This is a genomic window from Mesorhizobium sp. LNHC232B00, from assembly GCF_000502435.1.
GTDB classification, from domain to species: Bacteria; Pseudomonadota; Alphaproteobacteria; order Rhizobiales; family Rhizobiaceae; genus Mesorhizobium; species Mesorhizobium opportunistum.
The window spans coordinates 315,865-342,746 of the sequence record NZ_AYWP01000001.1; the positions used below are offsets into that span (position 1 = coordinate 315,865).

The 26,882-nt window shown below is 60.4% G+C and carries 23 protein-coding genes, 3 tRNA genes and 1 pseudogene; 14 read left to right on the forward strand and 13 right to left on the reverse strand.

Going from position 1 to position 26,882, the window contains the following annotated elements; all coding sequences use genetic code 11:
* Positions 1 to 80 precede the first annotated feature (80 nt).
* The 4 genes from X743_RS1000000172690 to X743_RS1000000171860 all read left to right on the forward strand — a co-directional run bounded on the left by X743_RS1000000172690 (position 81) and on the right by X743_RS1000000171860 (position 2,881).
* Positions 81 to 767, forward strand: coding sequence for a phosphoribosyltransferase (locus X743_RS1000000172690; RefSeq protein ID WP_198028402.1), 687 nt, complete (start codon positions 81 to 83; stop codon positions 765 to 767).
* 4 nt (positions 768 to 771) lie between these two features.
* Positions 772 to 1,737, forward strand: a complete 966-nt coding sequence (locus tag X743_RS0135280; protein WP_198028403.1) for a DNA-processing protein DprA — start codon at positions 772 to 774, stop codon at positions 1,735 to 1,737.
* A gap of 1 nt (position 1,738) precedes the next feature.
* A complete protein-coding gene (locus X743_RS1000000169760; RefSeq protein WP_023763555.1) occupies positions 1,739 to 2,248 on the forward strand; it encodes an HAD-IA family hydrolase in 510 nt (169 codons plus the stop codon).
* A gap of 324 nt (positions 2,249 to 2,572) precedes the next feature.
* A complete protein-coding gene (locus tag X743_RS1000000171860) occupies positions 2,573 to 2,881 on the forward strand; it encodes a hypothetical protein (protein ID WP_156934371.1) in 309 nt (102 codons plus the stop codon).
* On the opposite strand, the gene X743_RS1000000170215 is transcribed toward X743_RS1000000171860, so the two are convergent.
* The 4 genes from X743_RS1000000170215 to X743_RS167025 form a co-directional block, all read right to left on the reverse strand.
* The gene (locus tag X743_RS1000000170215) at positions 2,824 to 3,369 is read right to left on the reverse strand and encodes a hypothetical protein (protein ID WP_084555409.1); all 546 of its coding nucleotides are present in this window, start codon (positions 3,367 to 3,369) and stop codon (positions 2,824 to 2,826) included. The genes X743_RS1000000171860 and X743_RS1000000170215 overlap by 58 nt on opposite strands.
* 145 nt (positions 3,370 to 3,514) lie before the next feature.
* Positions 3,515 to 4,678 (reverse strand): hypothetical protein, encoded by a 1,164-nt coding sequence (locus tag X743_RS167035; protein WP_023763558.1) that lies wholly within the window; start codon positions 4,676 to 4,678, stop codon positions 3,515 to 3,517.
* Positions 4,679 to 5,275: 597 nt separating this feature from the next.
* On the reverse strand, positions 5,276 to 9,109 hold the full coding sequence (locus tag X743_RS167030) for a hypothetical protein (RefSeq protein ID WP_023763559.1): 3,834 nt from the start codon (positions 9,107 to 9,109) through the stop codon (positions 5,276 to 5,278).
* A 146-nt stretch (positions 9,110 to 9,255) separates the two neighbouring features.
* The gene (locus X743_RS167025; protein WP_084555417.1) at positions 9,256 to 9,453 is read right to left on the reverse strand and encodes a helix-turn-helix transcriptional regulator; all 198 of its coding nucleotides are present in this window, start codon (positions 9,451 to 9,453) and stop codon (positions 9,256 to 9,258) included.
* Positions 9,454 to 9,598: 145 nt separating this feature from the next.
* On the opposite strand from X743_RS167025, the gene X743_RS1000000170220 reads away from it, so the two are divergent.
* Positions 9,599 to 10,237, forward strand: a complete 639-nt coding sequence (locus X743_RS1000000170220; RefSeq protein ID WP_245264140.1) for a hypothetical protein — start codon at positions 9,599 to 9,601, stop codon at positions 10,235 to 10,237.
* Between the two features lie 33 nt (positions 10,238 to 10,270).
* On the opposite strand, the gene X743_RS167020 is transcribed toward X743_RS1000000170220, so the two are convergent.
* From X743_RS167020 to map, 4 genes and pseudogenes are all read right to left on the reverse strand, one after another.
* A tRNA-Ser gene (locus tag X743_RS167020) sits at positions 10,271 to 10,346 on the reverse strand.
* 33 nt (positions 10,347 to 10,379) lie between these two features.
* Complete coding sequence (locus tag X743_RS167015; protein ID WP_023763562.1) at positions 10,380 to 11,642, reverse strand: site-specific integrase; 1,263 nt, start codon at positions 11,640 to 11,642, stop codon at positions 10,380 to 10,382.
* A 189-nt stretch (positions 11,643 to 11,831) separates the two neighbouring features.
* Positions 11,832 to 12,449, reverse strand: a pseudogene (gene radC / locus X743_RS0135285) (DNA repair protein RadC); the annotation flags it as partial.
* 57 nt (positions 12,450 to 12,506) lie between these two features.
* Positions 12,507 to 13,334, reverse strand: a complete 828-nt coding sequence (gene map, locus X743_RS167010) for a type I methionyl aminopeptidase (RefSeq protein ID WP_023763563.1) — start codon at positions 13,332 to 13,334, stop codon at positions 12,507 to 12,509.
* A gap of 345 nt (positions 13,335 to 13,679) precedes the next feature.
* Between map and X743_RS167005 the strand changes: the two genes are divergently transcribed.
* From X743_RS167005 to X743_RS1000000171865, 3 genes are all read left to right on the forward strand, one after another.
* A complete protein-coding gene (locus X743_RS167005; protein WP_023763564.1) occupies positions 13,680 to 13,976 on the forward strand; it encodes a DUF982 domain-containing protein in 297 nt (98 codons plus the stop codon).
* A gap of 197 nt (positions 13,977 to 14,173) precedes the next feature.
* Positions 14,174 to 14,437, forward strand: coding sequence for a DUF6074 family protein (locus X743_RS1000000173185; RefSeq protein WP_013895144.1), 264 nt, complete (start codon positions 14,174 to 14,176; stop codon positions 14,435 to 14,437).
* Between the two features lie 159 nt (positions 14,438 to 14,596).
* Positions 14,597 to 14,672 (forward strand) — tRNA-Cys (locus X743_RS1000000171865).
* A gap of 131 nt (positions 14,673 to 14,803) precedes the next feature.
* Here the strand turns inward: X743_RS1000000171865 and X743_RS29590 are convergent.
* The 5 genes from X743_RS29590 to phaC all read right to left on the reverse strand — a co-directional run bounded on the left by X743_RS29590 (position 14,804) and on the right by phaC (position 21,844).
* The gene (locus X743_RS29590) at positions 14,804 to 15,010 is read right to left on the reverse strand and encodes a hypothetical protein (protein ID WP_023763565.1); all 207 of its coding nucleotides are present in this window, start codon (positions 15,008 to 15,010) and stop codon (positions 14,804 to 14,806) included.
* Positions 15,011 to 15,975: 965 nt separating this feature from the next.
* Complete coding sequence (locus tag X743_RS166990; RefSeq protein ID WP_023763568.1) at positions 15,976 to 16,344, reverse strand: hypothetical protein; 369 nt, start codon at positions 16,342 to 16,344, stop codon at positions 15,976 to 15,978.
* A 1,941-nt stretch (positions 16,345 to 18,285) separates the two neighbouring features.
* Positions 18,286 to 18,360 (reverse strand) — tRNA-Glu (locus X743_RS166985).
* Between the two features lie 190 nt (positions 18,361 to 18,550).
* The gene (locus X743_RS166980) at positions 18,551 to 19,792 is read right to left on the reverse strand and encodes a YcbK family protein (protein WP_023763571.1); all 1,242 of its coding nucleotides are present in this window, start codon (positions 19,790 to 19,792) and stop codon (positions 18,551 to 18,553) included.
* Between the two features lie 216 nt (positions 19,793 to 20,008).
* Complete coding sequence (gene phaC / locus X743_RS166975; protein WP_023763572.1) at positions 20,009 to 21,844, reverse strand: class I poly(R)-hydroxyalkanoic acid synthase; 1,836 nt, start codon at positions 21,842 to 21,844, stop codon at positions 20,009 to 20,011.
* 98 nt (positions 21,845 to 21,942) lie between these two features.
* Here phaC and X743_RS01000000168535 point away from each other — a divergent pair, with 98 nt between their 5' ends.
* The 6 genes from X743_RS01000000168535 to glpX all read left to right on the forward strand — a co-directional run bounded on the left by X743_RS01000000168535 (position 21,943) and on the right by glpX (position 26,849).
* Positions 21,943 to 22,335 carry a hypothetical protein gene (locus tag X743_RS01000000168535; RefSeq protein ID WP_023763573.1) on the forward strand — a complete coding sequence of 131 codons (393 nt, stop codon included), beginning with the start codon at positions 21,943 to 21,945 and terminating at the stop codon, positions 22,333 to 22,335.
* Between the two features lie 59 nt (positions 22,336 to 22,394).
* On the forward strand, positions 22,395 to 23,612 hold the full coding sequence (locus X743_RS166970) for an LL-diaminopimelate aminotransferase (protein WP_023763574.1): 1,218 nt from the start codon (positions 22,395 to 22,397) through the stop codon (positions 23,610 to 23,612).
* 37 nt (positions 23,613 to 23,649) lie between these two features.
* Positions 23,650 to 24,963: a homoserine dehydrogenase gene (locus tag X743_RS166965; RefSeq protein WP_023763575.1), complete on the forward strand. Its 1,314-nt coding sequence runs from the start codon at positions 23,650 to 23,652 to the stop codon at positions 24,961 to 24,963.
* 103 nt (positions 24,964 to 25,066) lie between these two features.
* Positions 25,067 to 25,423, forward strand: a complete 357-nt coding sequence (locus X743_RS166960) for a hypothetical protein (RefSeq protein WP_023763576.1) — start codon at positions 25,067 to 25,069, stop codon at positions 25,421 to 25,423.
* 70 nt (positions 25,424 to 25,493) lie between these two features.
* Complete coding sequence (locus X743_RS1000000170230; protein ID WP_023763577.1) at positions 25,494 to 25,661, forward strand: Thivi_2564 family membrane protein; 168 nt, start codon at positions 25,494 to 25,496, stop codon at positions 25,659 to 25,661.
* 204 nt (positions 25,662 to 25,865) lie between these two features.
* Entirely contained in the window at positions 25,866 to 26,849 is a 984-nt protein-coding gene (gene glpX, locus X743_RS166955) for a class II fructose-bisphosphatase (protein ID WP_023763578.1), read from the forward strand.
* Positions 26,850 to 26,882 lie beyond the last annotated feature (33 nt).

The window sequence follows — 26,882 nt, forward strand, 5'->3', positions numbered from 1 at the left end:
TAGAATAAAAAAGGCGGCAATGGAGTTGATAGTTGGCATTGTGCCTCCTATATCGTGCACGGCTAAGTGAGGGGGATGGCGTGATTTATTTCAATAAAGTTGCTGGATGGATGGGTTTTCCGCACCTAAGTGTGTCTGCCGGGATAACGCATTCTTTTACGATTGCTTATAAATTAAAAGACAAGACGGAAGAGAAATGGACCGCCCGGTTTATTCGATTCAAAGACAAAAAAAATAAAGCCGAGTGGGGGGCTGCAACGGTTCTATACGATGCTGTTCCGACTCTCATTAAGCATTTAGGTATTGATCCCAAGCGCGCCGCATTTATCCCTGCGCTTTCTTCCAAGGAAACGAAAGCCGACCCAAACCGGTCAATCCCGTGGATCGCGAAGGAATGCGCAAGGGTCGTGGGAGCGCAATATTCCGACGGCATTCTATCTAAGAATGTCCATCAGAAGATTCATGCGATCTATTCCGCTGAGGGTCGCTCCGCGGAGTTGGATAAGGCTAAGTATCAGTCGGCAAAAATAGATGCGGACCATGTCTTCGTTTTCGATGACTTCATCACGCGAGGTGATACGCTGTCTCGCATCGCGCTAGCGGTGCTTGCCGCCAATCCGAAATGTAAGGTGTATGGGATTGCGCTCGCGAAAGCGGAGAGTGTTGCTTACTGCCCGAATCCCGAAAACGATCATGTTCCTGCTAGGTTGGATACTCTATGGGGGCAGGGCGAACGGGAGCACGACGCGAAGTTCAAGAAGGATTAGAGCAATGGCTGCATCGCCCGTGTCATCGACATCAGTAGCGCTAGTCGCTTTGATGAAGCTTAAAGGTCTCGGCCGGCGAGGGGCCTTGCGCATCGTTTATGGGCCCATGCCTGGCAGTGACGCGAAAGACGTTGTGGTGGACAGGGCGGTGCGGGCGAAGGTATCGGAAAGCGCACTGTTAGAGGCATGGGATCGAGCGCAGGACGAGTTGGAGAAAACGCTAGATAGCGATACGAAGTTTTTCTCATTCCATGACGAAGGGTACCCTGAGCGCCTTCGTAATATCCCAGATCCTCCTGCCGTCTTGTATGTAAAGGGAGCCGTGGCAGGACTCCACGCTACGAAGTGCCTTGCCGTCGTGGGGACGCGTGAGCCAACTCCTTATGGTGAAGCTGTTGCTAGAAAGTCGGCAGCGGCGGCAGCAAGCGAGGGCTTCACTATCGTGAGTGGCTTAGCACATGGCTGCGATACTCTTGGTCACGAAGGCTGCTTGGATGCCGACGGTGTGGGGGTCGCAGTGATGGCTCACGGCTTGGACAAAGTTTATCCCGCCGCCAATCGGGGACTGGCAACTCGCTTAATTGAAAACGGCGGCTGTTTGGTCAGCGAGTATCCTCTTGGTGCTACCCCAATGCGGACAGCTTTCGCCGAGCGAGATCGTATCCAGAGTGGTCTCTCCGATGCAGTGCTAGTGGTGGAAACGGACGTGAAGGGTGGGACGATGCACACGGTCCGGTTCTGCCGAGAGCAGAAGCGTGCGCTGGCGTGCATTGATCATCCCGACAAGTGGAAGCACGAGGACAAGACGAAGGGCAATCAGATGATGATTGCTCAGCACTGGGCCCGCGCTATTTCAGATGGAGCTGCCTTGACGCAGTTCTTGCTGCACGTCGAGCAGATCGAACGCTCTCCAGCAAAAAGACCGGAGCGGTCATTGGACAACGATCCTCAAACTCGGTTGGGTTTTTGAGATGATCATTTTCGACTTCGATCAAACTCTTGTGGACACCTCGTCAGTTGAGCCCCTTCGCGCCGCTCGGGACTGGAAAGCGGTTATGGCCCACGCCCCGAAGCTACCCGTCTATGGCGGAATTACGGAGTTGCTTAACGAACTACATGCCGCTGGTCACAAATTGGGCATCGTTACTAAGAGCCCCGACATGGTGCCGAAGGCCTTCATAAAGGCACATGCCTGGCCGATAGGTATTGTCGTGGGCTATCATCACGTAAAAAACCGAAAGCCGCATCCTGAGGGTCTCTTGCTCGCGATGTCAAAAGCGGGAGCGAAACCGGAGAATACTTATCATGTCGGCGATCAGCCGCAGGATACCGAGGCTTCCCGTGGGGCCAACGTCGTCGCATTGGGCTCGGCATGGGGCTGCCTCGACGTGTCAGGTTTGGAAGCGTCGAAACCAGACGCTATTTTCTCATCTGTCGGCGAACTACGAGACTACCTCAAAAAAAAGCTGAACCTGAAATAACTCCCCAGTCGTAGACGTGGAGGGTAGAGAGGTTTTGTTCTCTCAGCCGGCCGCTTTGACATTCGACGTCAATTCGGCGGCGCGTCCAGCAGGCAAAGCGCAGCCTAGGCTCTGAGCCGCCGCCGTTCGTTGCGAACGTTTCTTGCAGTGGTGTCCTTTTCGGGCTGCATTGCGTTCGCTGAATTCCAGCGTATCCTGCTGTTGCGCACGTGAGTACAAGGTGGCGCCTGGCGCCTCGACCAGCCACCATTTTAAGAACCAGCGTCGGCATGGCGGCCGAAGATGCTGAGGAAAGAGACCGCCATTTCAAGAGGAAAGCTCGTCATGGATTCCCATGCCGGTATTGCGTCCCTGCCAGTCGCTGGGGCCGACCGCACTGTGCTTATTAATGCCGCCAACGCCGCGTTCGCGGCTGTCCTTGACCGGATTGAACCCAACAACGAGGCGCTAACCAGAAGCCTTTGGGATGCTGGTGACTACGTCGACAATCAACTGTTTACGGATCTGATCACCCCCGACAAGTTGCCGATACGACGCGACGAAGTTGCGTACCACATCGATGTCTTCTTGGTGCATCATGTCATTGGATTGGCAACCGAAGCCGACGGAGAGGCTGCCGAATCTCGGTCTTGAACCTCGCCGCCCGCAGCAAGCTGTGATTGCCGCGGCGTTTTAGGGGGCAGCGCCATCAATATCGTGACCTTTGCCGCCACCTCTTCGAGGGTGGCGGTAAGGCGGTTTATTTGCGAGGCGGTTGTCGCCAGTTCAGGGCCGTAACGGGTAACGAGATACTCCCGGTTCTGGCTTAAAGACTGAAGATGCGTGGCGGTTTTCGTGCGAAGGCGCAGCCCGGCTTCCAGCGCGTGTTCTGTTCGCGCCGACAGGTCGTGCTGCATTTTGCGGATCTGATTGGGATGGTGCCTGCAGTGGAGCAAGAGCGCGGTCAGATAGAGTTCGATCGCATGGATTGCCGACAATCTGAACGGCGCGCGTGTCAAAGGTTTGCCGGGTCGGCCTTGTTGAAGGAGCAAGTTTGCCGCCTTGCGGTATTCTTCCGCCAGCTCGTGAAGCTGCTGCGGGGATGCAAGCTCACCGGGATATTTGCGTTCTTCGATCGTCATTTGCGCGATCTGAAAATGCAAAGAGACAAACTTCGTGGAGTAACATCCATCGCGTCGCGCATCTCTTCACTTCGCTATTCCACATCGCTTCCAGCGATGTTCGCCTGCAGCCGGGCTGTCGGTCAGAAAGCTGTCGGCCGACTTACTATAGCGACGGCTCGTTAAGATGCGTTAAAATTTGTCCAGACCGCACTGGATCGATCCTGTCCGCCTCCGCGAGTGCCCAACGTTCCCATGCTTCCAGTGCCGAGGCATCGATTTCAGCCGAACCTTCATCGATGGCACGACGGACGCGCTCAACAAGCGCGCGAATGTCTTCAGCCCGGCGCAGCAGCTCCCCGCTGGTCCGCAGGTTTTGCAGGCGCTTTTGGTTGAGTTGAATTAGCCATTCCTGGCGCTGCTTTTCCCGTTCAATCCGCTCCCGCTCAACACGCTCCTCGGCTTCCCGCAGGCTAAGGCGAAACTTTTTCTCGCCCGCCACGATGATTGCAGCCGCGATCTCAGCGATCTTTGACTCAAGCTTAGCGTCACCGTCATCCTGCCAAGAAACCGTATTCTTGCGGTCGAAACCCGGATCGATCCGCAGGGCAAGCGTGGTTGATGCTGGCAGGTCTGGCGCCGGCCGCAGGTACCCGTGCTGACGCACGGTGCGGTGGCTGCCGACTATTCCTATCTCCAAACCAAGATAGGTGTCGCCGATGGCGGCTCGCGCGTAAATTTCTCCATCGCGCTCGTAGGCATCACCGTCGTGGCCACGCTTGCTGAGCGCCAAAAACAGCGCATTGAAGATTTTCAGCCGCCGCTTGCCTAGTGGATTGTCGAACTTGGGTTCGTCAAAGGTCCACTCGTGTCCTGCATTTTTGTCGCGGCGACGCTGCTCCTGCTTGAGCAGTTGAACGAGCCCTTTGTGAGGCCTGTCCAACGTCTGCGGGACAGAGACTTTGCCAATCGCCTTCAACTCTTGTGCGTGGAGTTTGTCGAGGTCTTCTGGAACCAGGGCGGACGCAAATGGCCCATTGGATGCAAGAGGGGCAGCAATCGACAGCACCTTTTTGAAGCGGGCGTCGACACTTGCTCGACCCAGTTCACCGGGGCGCCGAGGTGGCGCCTTGGGTAGTGATGGCACCCTCTTTCCGGCACGGATTTTGTTCCAATAGCCTTGCGGCGGCGACGCAACGCCACATCGCGTCAGCAGCTTCTTCAGCCCGACGTCGGACAGTTTGAGCTCCGCGGCCAAGTCCCGCATCGGTGCAGACCAGGCGAACGCAATCAGATCGTCGGGCAACACAAGAATGTCTTTCTGCCACACGGCGGCTTACCTCCATTTTGTTCAGCCAGGCTGCTTTTGGCACGCCTTCGCAGTGTCGATATGACAGGCTGGCCAGTGCCATCTAAGGTCAAATCTGGCAACTCCAACGTGCCCTCGATCGCGCAAGGAATACGCTTACATCATCATGGCGGCGGCAGATCGGCTGCAGCAGAAGCATCGCTCTCTTTGAGCATCAGCGGGGCGCTCTAGAAGCGATCTTCTTCCTTTCGTAGTTTCCTCGCGCAACAGGGGGCAGCCGGACATTGCCGCGTGGCAGAGCGAGGTTTGGTGCTATCGAGCGGGGTGGCGAAATACGACCGAAGACCGATGGCAAGATAAAAGGCAGCACATTGTGCTGCAGTCGGTTGGTTGTTTTTTCTGCGTTTTTCGGCGTGTTTCGCACGTTGCTACCTGACCGTGTAATGTGCCGTTTGCGTTCTAGCCATTGAATTGGTGGAGGAATTTGCACGTTGCGTGGCGTGGTCATTCGGCAAGAGCCGCAACTGGTCGCAGCAAAACGTCGTTTTGCCGGCGACGCCACAAATGCCCCAATCGGGGCTGACAACGGACGTTCCGCTTTCGGAAAGATTGCCAAGTCTACGGGTTGATCCAACCGACGAGAGGAGGGTCGGGCGGTTCCATGTCCGTTTTGATGGCCGTGCGCTCGATCATGATCGCGGCCCGCCTGTCGCGCAATGCTGTGACGAGTTCGGCTGTGTCGACCGCCACGCGCTCCAATCGCCTGATTAAGTGGTCGCAGGTGCCCAACAGCATTGGCGGACGCTCACGAACCAGGAACGTGAGCACTTTGACGAAATCGCCTTTCAATTTGGGAACATCCGCCCCCTCGGGTGGATCAAGGACAACCGACGCCATCTGGAGAGGCAAGAAGTCGTTCTGAAGCTTCTTCAGCACACCAACAAAGTCGCTCGGATCGGTCAGCCACCGGTCTAGATCGGATATATCGTCGAGGATGGCGGGCGAAGCCGCGACCATGCGATCGAGCCACCTCTCATGCACATCCGCGTCGATAGCGAGACGCAGCAGCGCCGCCCAGGCCTCTGGCATGAAATTGCCGGTCCAGCCCACTTTCAGCCGCAGCAATATGCCCAGCATGCGGTCGGCGCTTGCGGTGCCGAGGTCGGCAATGATGTGCGATACGCGCTTGCCGTCGCAAGCGTATGTGATGTGGTCCCAGGCGAGTTCGAACAGCGGGTGATCGGGGCGGCGCGCGATGGTTTCCAAAACCGGCTCCCAGATTTCCTCTCCGGCGTGATGCGTTCCGAGCCACCACAGGGGCTGTGGCCGGCCGCTATAGACGTGAACCGCCGCTTCGATAAGTATCGACGGTACCGTATCCAGCAATTGCGCGGGTGGCTGCGAGAGGTCGATCCCGCTGGGTAGAAGCCGTCTGAGGACCTCATCGGGCACTTCCGAACGCGTAATGGCGACGGCCTGGAGCCACCTGTCGTCGGTGAAGCCGCCGGTAAGACGCTCGAAGACGGTCGAGCGCTCGTCGGTTCGAAGAAGCTCCCAATGGGCGATCAGGTCGGCCATGAAAGTGACCTTTGCGCCAGTACCCGTGAAGGCTAGCAAGCGCACCACGCTGGCTTGACGGAGTTCAGGCTCCGCCGCGGTGGCCTGGAGCAGAATATCCGCGACTCCTAGCGAGAATTCGCTCGGGAGGAGACCGGCTCGTTCGTTCCGCTCTAGCCAGCCGATCCAGCCATCGCATAGCGCAACCAGGGACGGAGCCGATAGAGCTTTTAGCGCGCTGCGCGCAACAGCGAAAAGGCGTGCGTCGATGAAGGCGGCATTGTGCGGCAGCGTCGCCATGACGACCGGCATGAGCCGCTCGAAGATTTGCCAGGGCGGGTGCTCTCCAGTTTCCTCCTCACGATCGAAAAGTACGAGGTGGTCGAGCATCGCCGCTGCGCCCGCGGCATTGCTTGCTAGAGCTGCCAAACCGTCGAGGTGTCGGGTTCGTCGATTGGCATCGATTGTATTCCAGCCTGCTATCACGCCCTTTAGTGCAGCGAGTGCGCAGCTTGGATGATCGTCGGCGAAGATTCTGTCGAGGATGTCATCATCGTCCGTTCGGGGTTGGCTCAGCCAGAGCCTTGTCGCCGCGGCGCGCAAGGCAGCCTCGTCGTAGCTGAGCAGGCGGCCGGCCATCGTGGCCGTCATGGTCTCGGGCTCGGTGGCCAGAAAGCGCAGGACCGCGGCGGCGCGCTCGGGCATTATGACGCCTTCGGACGCATCAAGCAGATTCAATTCAGCGGCGACCTCGCGTCGGCGGACTGTCTGGAACGCCCGTTCGAAATAGTCGAACCCCGATCGTTCGCCATAAGGGAGATGCGCCTCTCCATCGCTCCATTCGAGGTTGTCCAGTGTGATCGAGGTGACTGATTTGATCCAGCCTGGCAACTCTTCTTGCTGTTCGGCTGGAAGATCGGACAGCCGGTTCAACAGGAAGCGAAAGCAAAGATCGCGTGTTGCAGGGAAGAACGAGCGAAGCCCGTCGATGGCCTCCGTAACGAGGGCGTCACGCTCTTTGGGATTGGCCTTGAGCCGGTCGAAGATCCAGCCGAGGTTGCGGGCAGTCGCACGGGAGGTTGTCGGGGACAAGCAGAACAGGCCGCGGCGGAGCGCGTGCCCGATGGCCTGGGCGACATGGTAGGTGGGCGCCTCAAGCAAAGTCTCTGCGGCCGCTCGGTAGAATGGGTGGGCGAAGCTGATGGCTGGCTTCCCGTCGATCGCGATCAGGCGCCGCCGTTCAAGCGCATCGAGGCCGGTCCGATCCGCGGCGGCGAGTTCGGGAGGTTGGTCGTAGGCGGGAGCAGCTGTTATTGGAACGGGTGGTCCACCGATTGTTAAAAACCGACCAGTCGCGCTGCTCTTGCCCGGCAGCCCCGGGCCCCCGCCGCCTCGGACATATGCAAGGTCTACCAGTCCGATCGGCTCCTGCGGGGCGGTCGCCACCGACAGGCTTACGCAGAGGTCTTCCAGCCCCTCGGCTGCCAGCTCCCGGCCGAGCTGAGCGGCGTCCTCGCGGGCGAGACGGGCGACATCGGCGATCGTCGCGGACGCGCCCAAGCGATGCGTATTGGCGGCCAGGTGCTCGAGACAGCCGGGTTCCAGCGTCAGCGCGCCGGCCATGAGCGGTTCGGCCACCCTCTCGCGTAGCATCGCATCGACCGCAAAGGTCGCCGCAAGCGACCGCCACAAGCTGACCAGGAAGGCTGGTTCTGGGTGGCCCATATCGCGCCAACGCCGATGTGCGGTCACGGTCTGGTCGAGCGAATTTGTCCGGTCGGTTGCGAGTAGTGGTTCGACCCCTTGCGCCACGAGGAGCTTGCGTTGAGGACGGGTACGACCGATTAGACTGGCAAGGCGCGCCAGGGACCGCGTCGCATCGGCCGACGTCTGCGAACCCCCGAGGGGATCGTCGAGAAGCGCTAGTCGCGGGGCCGTTCCTGGTTCGAGCAGAAAACGCTCGGCCGGGTCTACGTCTACAAATTCCTGCACTTCGTAACCGAGCGGCATAAATTCTGCGGCGATCCAACGCGCCGCGTAGGTCTTGCCGACCCGAGGTGTCCCTGACAGCAACAACACATTGTCGCGGGAGAGCGCCTCAACGAGGTCGGCCTCGTCACCTCGTGGAATGTAACTTCCCGGGCGGATCGGCGGAGGCGACGCACGCGTAAGTATGCTTCGCAAAAGGGGAAAAGCATCAGTCTTTTTCAACTTGGCTTCGCCGACCGCCGCGCGCAACTCCAGCAAAACTGCGATTGTGCGATCACTAGGAATGCCATGATCCCGTCGCAGGCGTTCCTCGCAGCGCGCCTGAAGCGCAGCGTCGTCTACCTGGTCGAACATGATCGTGCGACGGAGCGCCTCACGAACGCCCCCCCTGTCGACCGAGGCCGCGACGTTGGCATTATGCTTCTGTCGCCTTGCCTTAAGCTTGCCGTTGTCGCTGCCGGCGACATCAGCAACCGCGAAGGCTGCGATCAACGTCGTAGCGTCCGTGGCTTTGACCCGGGAATCTTTGTGAGGTTCGCCCTGCCACACGTTTTTCGAGAGATAGACCGAGCTCGCATCGTCTGCTCGGCCGCTCATAACAAATAACGCAATCCGGTCAGGGTCGCCTACGAGACGTTCGAGGAGCGTAGGGTCGGCACGTCGCGGTGGAGCGTGAGCGAGGCATGCGGCGACGTCGGCAATTGCAATCGCGCCACCTGCGCCCTTCACCTGGATCTCACACCGAACCATCCGACCGCCCATGGCGAATGTAAGCTCAGCATCCTCCCCGCCATCAGGTTCAACGAAAAGGGTGGCGCCGGGGTGCGCGCAGAACCGCAGCATCGTCTCGACGCAGACCAAGTCTTGAAAGGCAAACTTCTGGGGTGCGGTGACTGCGATCGTCATGACATCCTCTTTATCGCAAACGACCGCTTTGGGAATGGCCCAACGCCGCGGATATCGGCCAGAGTAAGGCGCAAAGCCGCCGCTCGCTCGCTACAGCGCTGTTGAGTGGCGCGCTCGCGACCGGCTCGGACGGTCTTAGCTACGATTCAGTTTGGTTCTGCTGCCAATCTCGTGATGGCTGCAGACGGGTCAAACCCCAGGATTTTCGCCAGATCGATGAACTCGACTACATCGACGCGGCGTTGGCCGCTTTCGAGTCGAGCGACAAACGACTGATATTCGCCTAGCCTTTCGGCGAGCTCGGTCTGTGTCAGTCCGCTAGCCTCACGCTTTTCAATCAACATGGCGATCAAGGACTGGTGACGTCGCGTTCCGAGCGTTTTCACCACAGATTTGCCTCATCCGGTTCCAGATGAGGGCTTCAATTATATCTGATTTCCAGTTATCTTAAATTCAGATACGACGTCACTTGTCGAGTTGGAGGAATCCATGATGGTGTCATCAACAGCGACAACAAATGACCCCGCTCTCGCTCTATGGATCGCATGGCATCGAGCCCAGCATACGTCTCTGGTGCTTTGCAGGGTCCAGCAGCGGTTAGAGACGAGAATTATCAAAAATACCGGAATTCAGGTATTGACCCCGGGCGAAGCCACAAAGCAGCCCACGCCAGTGGTCGCACCGGAAGGCGTCCGCCAATACGCTGTCGCTCAGGAGGCCGAAGTTCTAGCCATGACCGAGGCGCTCAAATTTCAAGATGCGCTCCCAGAGGTAGCAGCGCTGTCCCTAGCTGGCGTCTTGGCCAAGCTGGAAGTGATCGTCGGAGCCGACCGGGATATCGGCGATCCGACCGATTTCCCTTGGCCACACCTCGCTTCCGTTCTGCGAGATCTGAAAGCCATTGCGGGCGATTTGCCGCCACATGAGTCGGACCGCTCCACGACCCGCGCTGATATAGCGAGACACCTTAAGCAGGCAATCAGACTCGTGGAGGCTGTGGAGACAGAAAAGGCTTCCGAACACATACGCCAGAGTGCGACATCGTTCGCGGAAACATCCGTTTTTCCAAAACCGGCTGAAAAACCGGCTGAATTCCGAGAATCAAGCCGGTGTAGAGGCTCGCGATAGGTCAAAAAACTGAGGAAAATCAATTGGATGGAATGGCGCGCCCGAAGAGATTCGAACTCCTGACCCCCAGATTCGTAGTCTGGTTCCCAACGGTGAAGCTTGCCTCCGCCGGTGATGGCGGTGAGGAAAAGCAATCGCTAGCTCATGCAGCTTCCTTAAGCGTGGCTTTACGCTTCCTCTTCATGAGTATCTCGCGGACAAACTTATCCCACCGCGCCATGGCAGCACGTTTTTCCGGCATGTAATTCCAGCGATCGTAGCTCTTGGAACTGACGTCTTGCAGAGTATGGTTTTGCAATCGGTCTCGGATCNCTCGGATCTCCTTCGAGAGACCTGCCTTGCCGGCAAGCGTTTTCCAGGTTCGCCGGAGATCGCGGTTTGTCACGACGGGAATGACCTCGCGATCGCGCTGGCGCCACATGAATGAATAGAGCGTTCCATGGCTGACAGGCTTGGACGGGTCTGTTGCGGATGGGAAAAACCAACCAAATTTATTCGGCTTGATCGACCCGATAAGCTCGGCCGCGATCTTGGGCACGGGGATGGCGTGAGGCTTTCCATTCTTAGTCTTTGACCAATCGATGATACGCTCGGCCGCATCCCATTGATCGACGTGTAGCCGAGCGATCTCCCCGACGCGCTGGCCGGTCAGCATGAGAATTCTCACGGCACGCGTGTAAGGGGGGTGGACCGGCGCATCGGGAGATTCGAGCCAGCGATAGAGACGGATAAATTCCTCCTCGTCCAACCAACGCGTTCCAACGGTTTTCGGTTCGGTCGGAATACCTGCAGCCGGATTGTAGACGAGACGAAAGCGACGGACCGAGGTCGAGCGGTAGTCGTGCTCGGATTTCAGCCCCCAACTGTAGGCCGATCGAATATAGCTACGAACGTGATCGGCCATGGACCTTTTGCCCCGCTGGTAAATCGGGCGAATGATGTCCCTGATCTCATCAGGCTCGATGTCGCGGGCAGGGCGGTTGCGGCCGAGCGTATCGGCGATCTTGTTCAACCCCTTTTCGGCCTCCTTCCAGGACGGCTTTCCCTCCGCCTTTAGCGACGCGACGTAAGCCCCGAACAAATCCGCGATGGTGCCGGGTCGCGTGTCGCCCGCAATCTTGATGCTGCGTCCTTTCTGGATCATGTCGGCGAAGTCGCGTTTGAAAATCTCGCGGGCTTGGCTGAGGCCCATTGACGGATACGAGCCAAGCTTTTTCTTCAGACGCTTTTGGTCTCGCCATTGCTGGGCCATCCAGTCCGCAGTTACCCGGGTCGGCATTGGCTTTATCACGAGAACAAGGCGACCTGTTCCGTGGCCCTCTCCATCGACCAGATTATGCTGCTTTCCCGTCTCCTCGACCTGCTTCAAGGCGCGGCGAATTTCTCCATCGGTTAGGCTTGGCACTGGGGTCTCCCGTAGGCTTTCGAGTGGGATCGGCTGACGGGTAGTAGGGGTCTGTAGCTGGGTTAAAAACGGGCGTTGATCCCCCTAAAACCGACCCCAATATGCCATGATATCCGACTTTACGACAAGTCGAAAAAGCAATTCGCATCAATGATCTAGAGCGTGATCGCGCGTGATCGAAAAGGGGCGAGTGGGATGGTTGTGGACCAGGATGATCGCGGTCGCCGACAGTTCGAGCGCCCGCTTGACCACTTCCCTGGGGTAGACGGGCGTGTGATCGACCGTGCCCGTCTGTTGCACCTCGTCGGCGATCAGCGCGTTCTTCTTGTCGAGGAACAGGATGCGGAACTGCTCGCGCGCCTCGAAAGCCATGGCCGAACGGCAATAATCGAGAAGCTGCTGCCAGGAGGAGAGGACCTCGCGGCCGTGGATCTCACTGCGCGCCATGCGCTGCGCGGTCGCCGCGACGATTTTCAAGTCGAGCGCCACCGTGGGGCCAATGCCCTTGACCTCCTGCAACAGCCCGACGGGCGCGCCAAGCACTTCGGCCAGCGTGCCGAAGCGCGCCAGCAGCGCCTTGGCGGCCGGCTTGGTGTCGGCGCGCGGGATCAGCCGGAAGAGCAAAAGTTCCAGGAGCTCGTAATCGGGCAGGGCGTCGGGACCGGCCGAGGCAAAGCGCTCGCGCAAACGGTCGCGATGGCCGAGATAGTGCGGCTTCTCCTCGAGCGTCGGCCTGGCCTTCGCGACCGGCCGGACCGGCACCTCGGAGAAGAAACTCCGCTCATCGTCGTCGTTTGCCTTGCCCATCCGCCCCCGCATCCGGCAATCAATCGGGCAAAGCAGTCGCCCGAAATGTCAAGAATATCAGGCCGGCAGGCCGGGGCGGTCGAGTTTGTTCGGCGAGAGCGTGAAAATCTCGCACCCCGTGTCGGTCACCCCGATCGTGTGCTCGTACTGCGCCGAAAGCGAGCGGTCGCGTGTCACGGCCGTCCAGCCATCTGACAGGACCTTCACATGCGGGCGGCCGAGATTGATCATCGGCTCGATGGTGAAGATCATGCCGGGCCGCATTTCCACGCCTTCATTGGCGTTGCCGTAGTGCAAGATGTTCGGGGCGTCGTGGAAGAGCTGGCCGACGCCATGGCCGCAGAAATCACGCACCACCGAGCAGCGCTCCGCCTCGGCATAGGTCTGGATGGCGGCGCCGATGGCGCCGGTGCGTGCGCCCGGCCTGACCGCGGCGATGCCGCGCATCAGGCATTCATGGGTGACCTCGAGCAGGCGTTCGGCGGCGCGCTTGATGGTGCCGACCGGATACATGCGCGAGGAATCGCCGTGCCAGCCGTCGAGGATGTAGGTGACGTCGATGTTGACGATGTCGCCATCCTTCAACGGCTTGCTGTCGGGAATGCCATGGCAGACGACGTGGTTGATCGAGGTGCACGATGACTTGGTGTAGCCGCGATAGTTGAGTGTCGCCGGCAGTGCGCCGTGATCCATGCCGAATTCGAAGACGAAACGGTCGATCGTGTCCGTGGTGACGCCGGGAGCGACCATCGGCACCAATTCGTCCAGACAGCGCGCGGTGAGGTCGCATGCCCTGCGCATGCCGGCAAAACCTTCCTCGCCATAGAGGCGGATCTGGCCGGTGTTTCTGAGTGGTGCCGTGGCGGCGTCGAGATAGGTGACCATTTTGTCCGTATAGAGCTGGGGCGCTGCAAGAGTGCTGGCGTGAAGATGCCACCAGATTTGGCACTTGGGGGCGAAAGGTTCAAGGAAGAACTGCCTGATACGGCCCACGCCGCCGGGATATTCGTTTCGTTGGTGCGATCTCTTGCCGGTTTTGCACGGCTGCTTTGCTTTCTGGACATCATGCCCTTGGGTCGCCCGAGCGGGTCAGATCGCCCGAAGCGTCGCTGATGGCAGCCTGCTGGGCCACTTCCGCAGTGACGACACATTTGCATGACACAAAACCGTCAAGGCAACTTTTGACGACGAACGGCGTTGCTTGGGCGACGCCGGCTCGGGAGATGACGGATGGACAGATTGCAGTTCGAGGTGCCGGTGCGCATTGCGCAAGGCCCCGGCTTGCCCGTCGAGGAGATCTACAGTGTCGAGCAGGCGCTCGACTTTCTCCAGGACTGGCCAGCACGCCGGCAAGGACCGGTGTATCAGAAAGCCTTCAATGCCTGTTTTGGCGCCACGGTGGACGTGGTCAAGACCGAGGATGCCTGCCGGGCATTCATGGCGTTCTGCCGTGTCACCGGATTGATGGCTGGCGACATGCTGGCTCCGCGCAAGCGCGGCGGCGAGCCGAGGGCACTGCAGGCCTGAGAGCCATAGCGGCGGTCACAGGCGAACGGCAATAACCGCTTAAACACGCGGCCATGGGGCGCTGCACACTTATCATCCTGCAGCCAAACCCACGAAGACGCCTCGACGGCGTCGTTAAGCTTCCGTTTCCACCTTAACGGCTACGCCATTGCTGTTCAGCGATGGTTGATTCGTTGCGTCAGTTCAGGGTTCGGATGATGTCCTCAGAAAAAGTTCGTGCGTTCCCGATCGACCGTCAGGTATTCCTGGTCCGGGAAGTTGCCGCCAGGCTCGATAGCCTGCAAGGCGAAACTGCCGCCTCGTTCTGGAGGGCAAAAGCGGCGGAGTTGCTCGATCTCGTTGTCGGATCGGGAAGGGATAAAGCCGCAGCCACTGATGAAGTACGCAGGTTTTTCCTGGCCGTGCAAAGAGAACTGTTGGCCGGAGTGACGGCTCAGCCGGCGCCAGTTCTTTCCGCCTGAGGCAGGTCTACTATTTTCCTGGCGGGGATGAACCAACGGCGTCCCTACGCCATTGTTATCTGACGTGTCCTGCGCCGTGCTTTCCGTGGTATCGATCAGGGAAATTTTACCAAAGACGTCAACAACCTTTAAACTTCTTACCGCTACTACCAATTGCATGGCCTCGTGGCGGAGCGGCTACGCTAGAGACGGCAAATCTCGGAAGCCTCGGTTCGATCCCGAGGCGAGGCCTCCAATCTCCTAGAGCAAACAACTGGACGGCGGATTCGGCTGCAAGCTTGAAACGCGCACGGCTTGATCGAGGCGGCCTAGATCGTTAGCGACGTCCAAGAGTCGAATCCTAGCCCCACTCCGAAGGTTCGATGTTCACGGCTGCCGTTGAGATAGCGGGGCCGTCATGGCGATGGTGAACTGCCTTGCATACATCCGCTCTTTTACCGCCACGGGTTGATCGGGCTGCTGCGCGTTGGCAGCTTGAGAGGCTGTCGAGGCGAAGAGGATTGTCTGAGTCAGGAGAGCCGAATAGACAGCGACCTGGATCAGCACGGCAGCAAAAGCGATCTGTTTGAGCATGCCATAGAACGCGCTGGCCTGTATCGGGTTCCCGGCTCTCGCATTCGCCCGCTGCCGCTCGGTGGCGGCTTTTTCAATGGCTGGAGTTCGATCTGCCTTCGGCCAAATTGGTCAGTGAGAGGAGTCTTCCGGTTGCCCGCTATGCCTCGGATTCCGGTTTCACCGTGCCGACTGTAGCGTTCCCGAGGTCGTAAACAGCGCGAGAAGCAAAGTGCCCAGCGCGATTGCTAGGAGGAGATAGGCTAGCACCTCCAACAGCCTGTGCGTCCAGCGTGTTGGAAGGACCGGCGCCTGCGCCCACGCTGTCGACGGTGATACGGCACGCTCTGCTTTCCGGGCTCGTTTCCTATCCAGCCGTTGCTGAGCGAATTGCTGCCTGGTCTGTTCGGATGACCGGAGCGAGTTGTCCTGGAGCCACGCTTTGAATTTGCCAGAGTGGACGCTCACCCTGATAGCGGGAGAGCCTTGGCGGCGTTGCTCAGCTTCAGACGCTTTGAAATTCTCCCACCACTCCTCCCACGTCGGCGGCAGATCGCCGACTGCCGAAAGCTTGAGGATGAGAACGTAGTCTCGAGGGCTATAGACCGGAGCGGCCGGCCAACGGGTGGTGTCCGTCATCGCCTTGCCTCGCTCTATGAGGCGCTTAGAATGCCATGGTCATTTCAGGATGAAGTAGAGCGGAACGAGCATCGCGAATGCAGCGACACCCGTGAGAAACAGGTTTGTGGTCATGTCGTGTGGCCCCCCGGCCGTTTTCATAGACCATACAGCCACGCAATTTAGCTAAAATGCAAGCGACCTTGCTCCATCGCCCGCCTCGCTCTCTTGCCTATAAGTCGAGACTTATGCAATATCGCCTCGTTCCCAACTACGAGGCGCGGCGCGCGCGACAGCGAATTGACCGAGCGGCCCGGCAAGGGCTGGACACTTTGGCAGGAAGGCGTCCTGACCGAGTCTGCTAGTCCTCAGCGGGCAAGGAAGCATCCTTGACGGACGGTATCCTGGTAGCATTTGTCGGAAAATCCGGGATGACGCTGGCGAAGTTTGTCGACGATCTCGGGATGTGAAAATCTCTGGGCGAGTGCATCCTCGCCGGCTTGGAAGGCGTCTTGAAAAAGTGCGGGCGCCCGGCGGCGTGCGTCATCGTTTTGGACCTCTGAAAAGCGATCTCTTAGGACGCGTAAGTCCTCACCGAGGGGGCCGAACCGTTGATGAGAGCTGTTATGAGAAATAATTGCAAACGCCGCATCGAGCAGCTTGGCGTTTCGCGCTTCTGTCACGACCTTGGCTCGGGCAGCGGTGCGAAGTTGTTCGACGTCTTGCTCATCGATCATCGGATCTTGCCCACGGCGCACCCAAAGAGAGAATGCTTCTATTCGACGATGGTGTCCATACATCAGGGGGTGTCGTATCCGCTGGCCTTCCGCAAAGTTCAAGGCGAACGTGTCGAAGTGGCCGAAGCCAGCGGCGAATGGTCCGTTCGCGTGGTCGAGGAAGACCAGGAACTTACCCGTTCATTCGAGCTGGAGTCGAAAAGCAATGGCTACGCGATTTTTATAAGTCCGCCGAACTCGGGGTTTCAACAGGAAAAGACTGTACGGTTTTTACCAAGGAGTTGCCGACCCAACGGCATGCTCTAGCTCCGGCAGGTGGCAATTCCCTCAAGTTGCCGCAGTGGCCGGCGCTCTAGGCGGATTGCTTTCATCTGCAATCGCGCCGGCCGCTCTCCCAGAGCGTCATTTCGGTCGCTTCGGGAAGTTGATTATCTTGGCGCTTCATAAGGCCTAGATCGGAACTTTAGCGTTCTCTCATGGTTCTCCCTTCGATGTTGTCGAACCTAGGATCGGTAGAGCGATGGCTGTGTTGGCCTTTGATTTCATCCATTGCCCGAGTGTGACCCCGGACGAAATATTAGTCGGGGTTTTGTCCGTGGCAGCGTGCTTGCTGTTTTTCAATGTTTTTGCGACCAACCGTCCAAATCGATAGGCCGCAGGGGCGTCGTTGAGGAACATTAGCTATTTCGAAAGGTTGGGATCACGCGCCCGGATGACGCTGCTTGGCATCCGAGCAGGCTGGTGCGGCAAACATCAGCCGGCCCGCGTCATCGGTCCCTCCGTGGCGCGGGCTTTTTCTCGGGNTCCGAGCAGGCTGGTGCGGCAAACATCAGCCGGCCCGCGTCATCGGTCCCTCCGTGGCGCGGGCTTTTTCTCGGGTCAGGAGAGGCGGAGGGTCGTCTTGTTGTCTTGGCCGCCGAACAGTTGTCGCCACCGACGTAAAACGGCGCCAGCGCACGTTTGTCCCTAGTCTCTGTCCTGCGCCGCGCTTCCTGCCCGCGACGCCTGGCGTCAACACTCGCTGCTGCGATGGTTGAGGTGCAAGTCACGATCCCGACATTTCGCCGGCGACGCCCTCCTGATGCCCCTGCCGGTTAGGCCCGGTGNTGCCCTCGGCATCAATCGATATCATCGGGCCGCCCGCCCCAGATTTGACATCGCCATCAATCAGCGGTCGATCGAAGATGGTTCGAGAAGTTCCTTCCCGTTTGGCAGGCCTGACCAGCATCCGCATTGCGTTACCCCGTTATATCTGCCCTGTGCGCCGGGCGAAGGCTGCGAACATTCCGGAAAAGCCTGCCGCTCCACTATCGTTCCAGCCTGTTTGGCGCGTCAGACCTTTGCGCCATCGTCTAGGGACCTTAGCCCTACCTGCTTGCTTGTGCGGTCAATGCCATCGCCGAAACTGAAGCCGGTAGATCAAGCGGGATGACATCATGGCACATGTGCGCGAGAAGTTCGGTGCTGCACTCGCGCATTATCGCACTTACGATCTGATCATTACGTGCACAAAGATTTCCGAATCAGAAGCGGCGACTCGGCCGAAGTGAGAGCACAAATCTCACGACCAGACCGACAACGAGGCCCAGCGGACCGGTTATGAAGATGCCAAGCAGCGGACCCTGGTTGGCATCAGGCGTGAAAATGATTGGCCCGACGAACCCCGCCGACAAAGCCGATGATGCCCAGGATCACGCCCCAGCGAAACACGGTGGCGATCATGGGGAGGTCTTCCGCAGCCTGACCCCGGCGCCGCCGCCATTCTCAGGGATGAACTCGACGCCGGCCGCTTCTAAAGCCGCTTGCACCGCAGCCATTGAGTGGCCTGGCACCGTGGCCTCGGTCTTGATCCTGGTGACGGTGTTCCGGTGCACGCCAGATTTCTATTCGCCAAAATATTGGACAGGTGATGGGCCAATGCCGCTAAGTGCTTGAGATCTCTGGTACGCCCAAGGGGAATCGAACCCCTGTTACCGCCGTGAAAGGGCGGTGTCCTGACCGCTAGACGATGGGCGCGCTCAGATGAGAGCGGCTTATACTGGCGTTGCGCGCAACCGGCAACCCGTCAGGTGCCGCCTTGGACAACTTTTTTCCAGCCCGCCAAATCGGCGATTTCATCAGCATCGGCAAGGTGTTGATATCTGTCCGGCCGCCCGCCATGCCAAGGTCTCGGCGAAAGAACTTCGCCTGAGTGACCACTTTGCCGCTAGCCGTCGTCACCGCCGCTGCGGCGCCGGCAGCGCCAGTTCCAGTCGCGCTCGGGGCCGACGTCGATGTGGACCGATTCGGTGTGGCAGTAGGTGCCGACGCCGCCGCGGCCGGGCATCGTCCTGATGTAGCTCGCCAGCTCCCATTTGGAGACGCCGGGCACCTGGATGTCGGCGGCGGCGCAGTACATGTGCAGTGAATTCTTGGCGCCGTTGGCGCGACGGTTGCGGGCCGGGTCGCGATAGCCCGAGGTCACCATCATCTTGCGGCCGTAGTGGCCCTCGATCGTCTTCAGCACGCGCACCAGCGACGGCTTCAGGCAGGCGACGTCGACGCTTTCGTTCTGCTTCAGCAAACCATTGGGCGCGAGCCGCGCCATGCCGGCGGCGGACGCGACCTGGTAGGAGCCGCCCGACCCTTCGTCCTCGTTGAGATCGACGTCGCTTTCGTCGTCGATGCCGGATTTTCGCTTGATCTCGAACAGGGCGGTCTGGCGCACGCCGGGCAAGGCATCGCTGCCGGTGATGTGGCCGGCTTCATCCCCCGTGGAAGCCAATTGTATCGGTTTTGCCGTGGAATCGGCCGAGGCCAGCGTGATGATCGGCTTTGCCGCCGCCGGCGCCGGCTTGGCTTGTACGGCCGGCTGCTCGCCCGATCGCGCGTTGATCAGCGGAGCGGGCGCCGCCGAAGCGGGCGTGGCGCCGAACATCGAGGCCAGGAAGCCTTTTTTCTTGGGCGCCTCGGCTTGCGGCATTTCCCCGGCGGTCACATAGACGGGATTGTTCATCGCCGGTGCCGCGGCCGGCTTCGTCACGCCGGCATCGGCAGCGGCGATCTTCTGGGCGACAGCATCGGTCTGTTGCGCCGTCTGGGCGGGCTGCTGCAGGGCCTGCGGTGTTTGTCCCGCGATGGTTTCAACGCCGGCCGGCATCGTCAGCGGAAACGCGGCCTGGGGCTTGGCCACCGGCACGTAGGCGACCTTTTCCGGCAGCGCCGTATCGCTTTCGCTCATCACGGTCGTCTGCGTGGTCGCCATCTGAGACGACGAATCGACGCCGGCGGCCGGTTTGCCGGCAGAGGTGTTGATGTCCGATGCGGAGGCATTGTAGCCGGGCATTCCGACCGACATCGTCTGGTCGCCGGCCGATGTGCAGGAGGCCAGGAGCACCGAGCAGAGCGCTGCCACAATGGCGCGGCGTTCTCCCTTGGCGAGGCTCCATCCTGCTGATTTCAAAGTCAAATTCCCCCTCGATGTCCGGTCGGTATGTCCTTGGCGCGGAACCAAGATATCCGCGTCGAGGTGACCTTTGTCTCCGATCCGGAAACGAGACCTGTGTCAAATCCGCAAGCCTGGAGGTATTTTTGCAGAGATCGCCGAATTACGGCCGCTTGAAGGTTGACGACACCATTTCGCCCGCTTTTACCGGGCCGTCAACTCACCACACATTACAGTCCGTTACACACGCACCTTCACATAGGTGCCGGGAGCATCGCCCAAGGTTTTCATATGCTTGCCGGGTTTGCGGGCAGGCACGCGGGTGTTGTCCTTGGACTCTATCCAGCTTTGCCAATGCGGCCACCAGGAGCCCGGATGGTCGGTGGCGGCGGCGATCCACTGGTTGAAATCGCCCGTCGGCGGGCCGCCGGTCCAGTACTGATACTTGTTGGACGCGGGCGGATTGACGACACCGGCGATATGGCCGGAGCCCGCCATCACATACTCGACCTTGCCGCCGAAATATTTCGAACCGAGGAAGACGGACAGGGCAGGCGCGATGTGATCTTCCCGGGAGGCGAGGTTGTAGATCGGAATGGTGACATCGCCGAGCGAGACCGTGTGGCCCGCCAGTTCCATCGTGCCGCGCGAGAGGTTGTTCTCGAGATAGCAGTTGCGCAGGTAGAAGGAGTGATTGGCGGCCGCCATGCGGGTCGAGTCGGCATTCCAGTAGAGCAGGTCGAAGGGCAGGGGATCCTTGCCGCGCATGTAGTTGTTGACGACATAGGGCCAGATCAGGTCGCCGGAGCGCAGCATGTTGAAGGCGGTCGCCATCTTGGTACCGTCGAGATAGCCCTTTTCGTTCATCGACTTTTCCACCGCCGCGACCTGTTCCTCGTCGACGAACACTTTCAGGTCGCCGGCATAGGTGAAATCGACCTGCGTGGTGAAGAAGGTCGCCGACTTGATGCGGTCGTCACCTTCCTTGGCCATCAGCGCCAGGGCGGCAGCCAGCAGCGTGCCGCCGACGCAATAGCCGATCGCGTTGACGTCGCGCTCGCCGGTCGCCTTCTCGATCGTGTCGAGGCCGTATTGCAGGCCTTCCCAGATATAGGCTTCCCAGCTCTTGGCGACGTGGCGTTCGTCCGGATTGATCCAGGAGATGACGAAGACGGTGTGGCCCTGCTCGATCGCCCAGCGGATGAAGGATTTCTGCGGGTTGAGGTCGAGAATGTAGAACTTGTTGATCCAGGGCGGGCAGATCAGCAGCGGTCGTTTCAGCACCGTCTCGGTCGCCGGATCATACTGGATGATCTCGGCCACATCGCTGCGGCCGACCACCTTGCCGGGCGTGGTGGCGATGTTCCTGCCGATCTCGAAGGGCGAATAGTCTGCCTGGCGCAGCTTCAGGTCGCCCTTGCCGGCGGCGATGTCCTCGGCCAGCATCTTCATGCCGCGCACCAGGTTCTCGCCGTTCGAGGCAACGGTTTCGCGAAACAGTTCCGGGTTGGTCAGGATGAAATTCGACGGCGAGATGGCGTTGGATACCTGCTTGACGTAGAAGCTGGCCTTGTGGCGGGTGTGCTCGTCCAGACCTTCGGCGTGCTCGACCAGTTCGGACGCCCAGCGCGAGGTGACGAGATAGGCCTGCTTGAGAAAATCGAAGAAGGCGTTGCGGCCCCATTCCGGATCCTGGAAACGCTTGTCGCCGCGCTCCGGCTTGACGGCATCGTCGGCGCCCTCGGCGCTGGGGCTGACGCGCTGGATGGCGTTCGCCCAAACGGTCATGTAGCCGGCGAACAGTCGCGTCTGCGCTTCGAGCGCGCGCTGCGGGTCGGCAAGCCAGTACTCGCTGAGCTTGGAGAAGGTCTTGACCATGTCGACGACGGGTTCGGCGACGTGGTCGCGCACTTCGCCCCTTTCGCGCGGTTCGGCCCAGGCGGAAGCCGCCTTGCCGGCCTGCTCGACCATGCGCGCCATATTCAACGCGAAGCGTTCCGGATCCTTCACCAGATATTGCTCGACGGTCGAAGGCTCGTCATCTTCCGCTTTGCCCGAATCGGGTGTTTTGGACATGGTTCGCGGGGTTCCTCCCGAAGCGTTTTCTTGACATATTAACATGGGACATCCGGCAGGGTCCAATCTCGCTCTACCCCGGCTGCCAAGGAAACAATATGACGATTAAGATTGGCGAGACTGTTTTTTTTGACGCCGGACGCTTTTGCCGCATCGGCGCGGCGATCGTGCTGCTGGGCATTGCCGGGTGTTCGAGCACCAACACCAGCGGACCGGTGCCGCTGGCGACGGATGCGGGCCCGAAGGATACAGGCTCCTTTCCGAACCTGAACATCAAACCGCAAGTGGCGGCCCCACAGTTCACGGAAGCGGAGAGGAACGCCAAGCTTGCCGAACTGAAGGCCGATGAGAATGCGCAGGGCGCCAAAGCTGGCGCTGCCAACGTCTCCAATCAGGCGGCGCTGTCGGACCTGGCCAAGAAACACGGCCCCCAGACGTTGAAGCAGATCGAGGGCAAATGCGATCCCGCCCTCGACCCTACCTGCAAATGAGTATATAGCGCGCGCCCAACGCCTCGGATTTCCGGGGCCCTTCGATGTCTGGAACTGCCATGGAAGAATTTCACAAGGTCCGCCGGCTTCCGCCCTATGTCTTCGAGCAGGTCAACCGGCTCAAGGCCAGCGCCCGTTCGCGCGGCGCCGACATCATCGACCTCGGCATGGGCAATCCGGATCTGCCGACGCCAAAGGCCATCGTCGACAAATTGTGCGAGGTGGTGCGCGACCCGCGCACGCATCGTTATTCCTCCTCGCGCGGCATTCCGGGCCTGCGCCGCGCGCAGGCCGCCTACTATCAGCGCCGCTTCGGCGTGAAGCTCAACCCCGACACGCAAGTGGTGGCCACGCTCGGCTCGAAGGAAGGCTTCGCCAACATGGCGCAGGCGATCACCGCGCCCGGCGATGTGATCCTGTGTCCCAATCCGACCTATCCGATCCACGCCTTCGGCTTCATCATGTCGGGCGGCGTCATCCGCTCGCTGCAGGTCGAGCCTGACGACGGCTTCATCCCGGCGGTCGAGCGCGGCATCCGCCATTCGATTCCGAAACCGCTGGCGCTGATCCTCAACTATCCGTCGAACCCGACGGCGCTGGTCGCTTCGCTCGATTTCTACAAGGACGTGGTGGCGTTCGCGAAGAAGAACGACATCATCATCCTGTCCGACCTTGCCTATTCGGAGATTTATTTCGACGGCAATCCGCCGCCTTCGGTGCTGCAGGTTCCCGGCGCCATCGATATCTGCGTCGAGTTCACCTCGATGTCGAAGACCTTCTCGATGCCCGGCTGGCGCATGGGCTTTGCCGTCGGCAACGAGCGGCTGATCTCGGCACTGACGCGGGTGAAGTCCTATCTCGACTACGGCGCCTTCACGCCGATCCAGGTGGCGGCGGCGCACGCACTCAACGGCGACGGCGCCGATATCGCCGAAGTACGCGACATCTACCACAAGCGCCGCGACGTGATGGTCGATGCCTTCGGCCGTGCCGGCTGGACCATTCCGGCCCCGGCCGCCTCGATGTTCGCCTGGGCACCGATCCCGGAGCCGTTCCGCCATCTCGGCTCGCTCGAATTCTCCAAGCTGCTGATCGAGCACGCCGACGTGGCGGTGGCGCCCGGTGTCGGCTTTGGCGAACATGGCGACGATTTCGTGCGTGTCGCGCTGGTCGAGAACGAGCACCGGATCCGGCAGGCGGCGCGCAACATCAAGCGCTTCCTGTCGAGCAGTGCCAAGCAGCCCAACAATGTGGTTCCGCTTTCCGCCCACCGGTAAATACAATTCCGATCTGATTTGAGGGACGTCGCCTTCCATGGCTGAAGCATTGCGTGTTGGAATTGCCGGACTTGGCACGGTGGGCGCGTCCGTGGCGCGCGTGCTGCGCGACAAGGCGGCGGAACTGACCCGGCAATGCGGGCGCGACATCATCGTGTCAGCGGTTTCGGCGCGCGACCAGAAACGCGACCGCGGGGTCGATCTCGGTTCGGCAACTTGGTTCGACGATCCGGTCAAGATGGCGCAGACGGCCGAGATCGACGTGTTCGTCGAACTGATCGGCGGCGACGAAGGCCCGGCGCGATCGTCGGTGAAGGCCGCACTCGAAGCAGGCCGCCATGTCGTCACCGCCAACAAGGCGCTGCTCGCCAAGCATGGCGTGGCACTTGCCGAGATCGCCGAGAAGAAGGGCGTGCTGCTCAACTACGAGGCTGCGGTGGCCGGCGGCATTCCCGTCATCAAGACGATGCGCGAAGCGATGGCCGGCAATTCGGTCACCCGCGTGTTCGGCATCCTCAACGGCACCTGCAACTACATCCTGACCCGCATGGAGGCCGAGGGCATCTCGTTCGACGCCTGCCTGAAGGACGCGCAGCGGCTGGGCTATGCCGAAGCCGACCCGACCTTCGACATCGAGGGCCACGACACTGCTCACAAGCTGTCGATCCTGACCAGCCTTGCCTTCGGCACGAAGATCGCGGCCAACGACATCTACATGGAAGGGATTTCCAACATCACCCAGGCCGACATCCGCGCCGCCGGCGATCTCGGCTACCGGATCAAGCTGCTCGGCGTCGCCCAGCGGACCGAAAGCGGCATCGAGCAGCGCGTGCATCCGACCATGGTGCCGACCGCTTCGGTCATCGCGCAGGTGCACGGCGTCACCAATGCGGTGGCGATCGAGACCGACATCCTCGGCGAGCTGCTGCTTTCAGGGCCCGGCGCCGGCGGCAACGCCACCGCTTCGGCCGTCATCGGCGACATCGCCGACATCGCCAAGAGCCGGCCCGGCTTCCAGCACGGGCCCGTCTTCGGCAGGCCGGCGAAGGAGTTGAGGCCCTACAAGAAGGCACAGATGCGCAGCCATGCCGGCGGCTACTTCATCCGGCTGACCGTGCATGATCGCATTGGCGTGTTCGCCGCGATCGCCAAGCGCATGGCCGACAACGACATTTCGCTGGAATCGATCGTCCAGCAGGCGATCGGCGGCGAGGCGGTGGCGCAGAAGACGGTGATCCTGGTCACGCACGAGACGACAGAGGCGGCCGTGCGCAAGGCCGTCGACGGCATCACCAAGGACGGTCACCTGACCGACAAGCCGCAGGTCATCCGCATCGAGCGGGCTGGATAGCGCCGCGCCATCGCGCTTTGGCTGGTCGGGTGGCGGTCGGGATTGCCGGAACCAATCCTTGCCGGCGTCGTTCTCCTGAGGTCCCCAAACCGAAGGAACCGCAATGGCCGAAGCATCGAAATCCGATAGCCCTCAAATCGACGATGTCCAGAAGACGCTGGAAAAGCAGATCGCCGAACTGCGCAAGGAGATCACCAAGATCAACAAGAGCATCTCGGCGCGCGGTGCCGAAATGCTCGACGATGCCAGCGAGCAGGCTTCCGATTTCTACGATACGGCGGCATCCCGCGCATCACGGACGGCACAGCAGTTGCGCAGCCAGGCCCAGTCGGTTTCGGAAGTCGCGCGCGAAAATCCCGGCACGACGACCGCCGTGGTTGGCGTGATCGGCCTGCTCGGCTTTCTTGCCGGCCTGGCCGTCGGCCAGTCGATGAACGACACGTCGCGCCGCTGGTATTGACGGCGCCGGTACTCAGCCGGCGTTGCCGGCTCGTTTCCCTGCCTCAGGAAATCATTTCAAGGAGGGTACCATGGCTTCGTCCGCGCTGATCGGCATCCTGATCACGTTCCTCGTCATCATTCTCGTCCTCTATTTGGTGCAACGCCTGCCGCTCGACGCCAGGATGAGACAGATCGCCCAAATCATCGTCATCATCATAGGCATCGTTTCGCTGCTCAAATATCTCGCGGTTTTCTAGGCTGCGAAGGGCAGGATTTTCCCGTTTCATGCCGGCTTGGTCCCTGTCGACCGGGCCGGCATTTGTTTCAAAAACGCCGTTTAATCGATTGATACTGCTGGCTTTTCGATAAAATCGCCTGACCGGTCTTGCCGTTGTCATGCTCGTTTGACAAAACAGGCGCGCCTCTGGCGGGAGGCGGCCTATAAACGAGGATTTGCCGAAATGAACGTGGCCCAGAACATCGTCGCCGGCCTTGACCGGATACTCACCATGGAACTGGTACGCGTCACCGAGCGGGCCGCCGTCGCGGCCGCCAGGCTGCGCGGCCGTGGCGACGAGAAGGCGGCCGACCAGGTTGCCGTGGACGCCATGCGCCAGGAGCTCAACCGGCTCGCAATCAAGGGCACGGTGGTGATCGGCGAGGGCGAGCGGGACGAGGCGCCGATGCTCTATATCGGCGAGGAGGTCGGCACCGGCAAAGGTCCGGCGGTCGATATCGCGCTCGATCCGCTCGAGGGCACGACGATCTGCGCCAAGAACCTGCCGAACGCGCTCGCCGTCATCGCGATCGCCGAGAAGGGCAGCCTTTTGTTCGCGCCCGACGTCTATATGGACAAGATCGCCATCGGCCCGGGTTATGCCGAAGGCGTCATTGACATCGATGCCTCGCCGGCCGACAACATCGCCAGCCTCGCCAGGGCCAAGGGCGTCGCCGTCTCCGACATCACGGCCTGCATCCTCGACCGGCCCCGCCACGCCAAGCTGATCGACGCCGTGCGCGCCACCGGAGCCGCGATCCGGCTGATTGGCGACGGCGACGTCGCCGGCGTCATCCACACCACTGACGCGGAAGAAACCGGCATTGATATCTATCTCGGCATCGGGGGTGCGCCGGAAGGTGTTCTGGCCGCCGCGGCGCTGCGTTGCACCGGCGGCCAGATGCAGGGCCGGCTGATCCTCGACACACAGGAGAAGGTCGCACGCGCGGCCAAGATGGGCATTTCCGATCCGAAGCGCGTCTATCGGGCCGAAGACATGGCGCGCGGCGATGTGCTGTTCGCGGCCACGGGCGTCACCGACGGGAACATGCTGGCGGGAGTGAAGTTCGGCCGCACCACCATCACCACCCATACGATCGTGCTGCGCTCGTCGTCGCGGACCGTGCGCGAGATCAAGGCCCGGCACCAGGATTTGGATAAGTTCTAGACCAGCTTGCGAAGCCACGTCACAGTTGCTAGC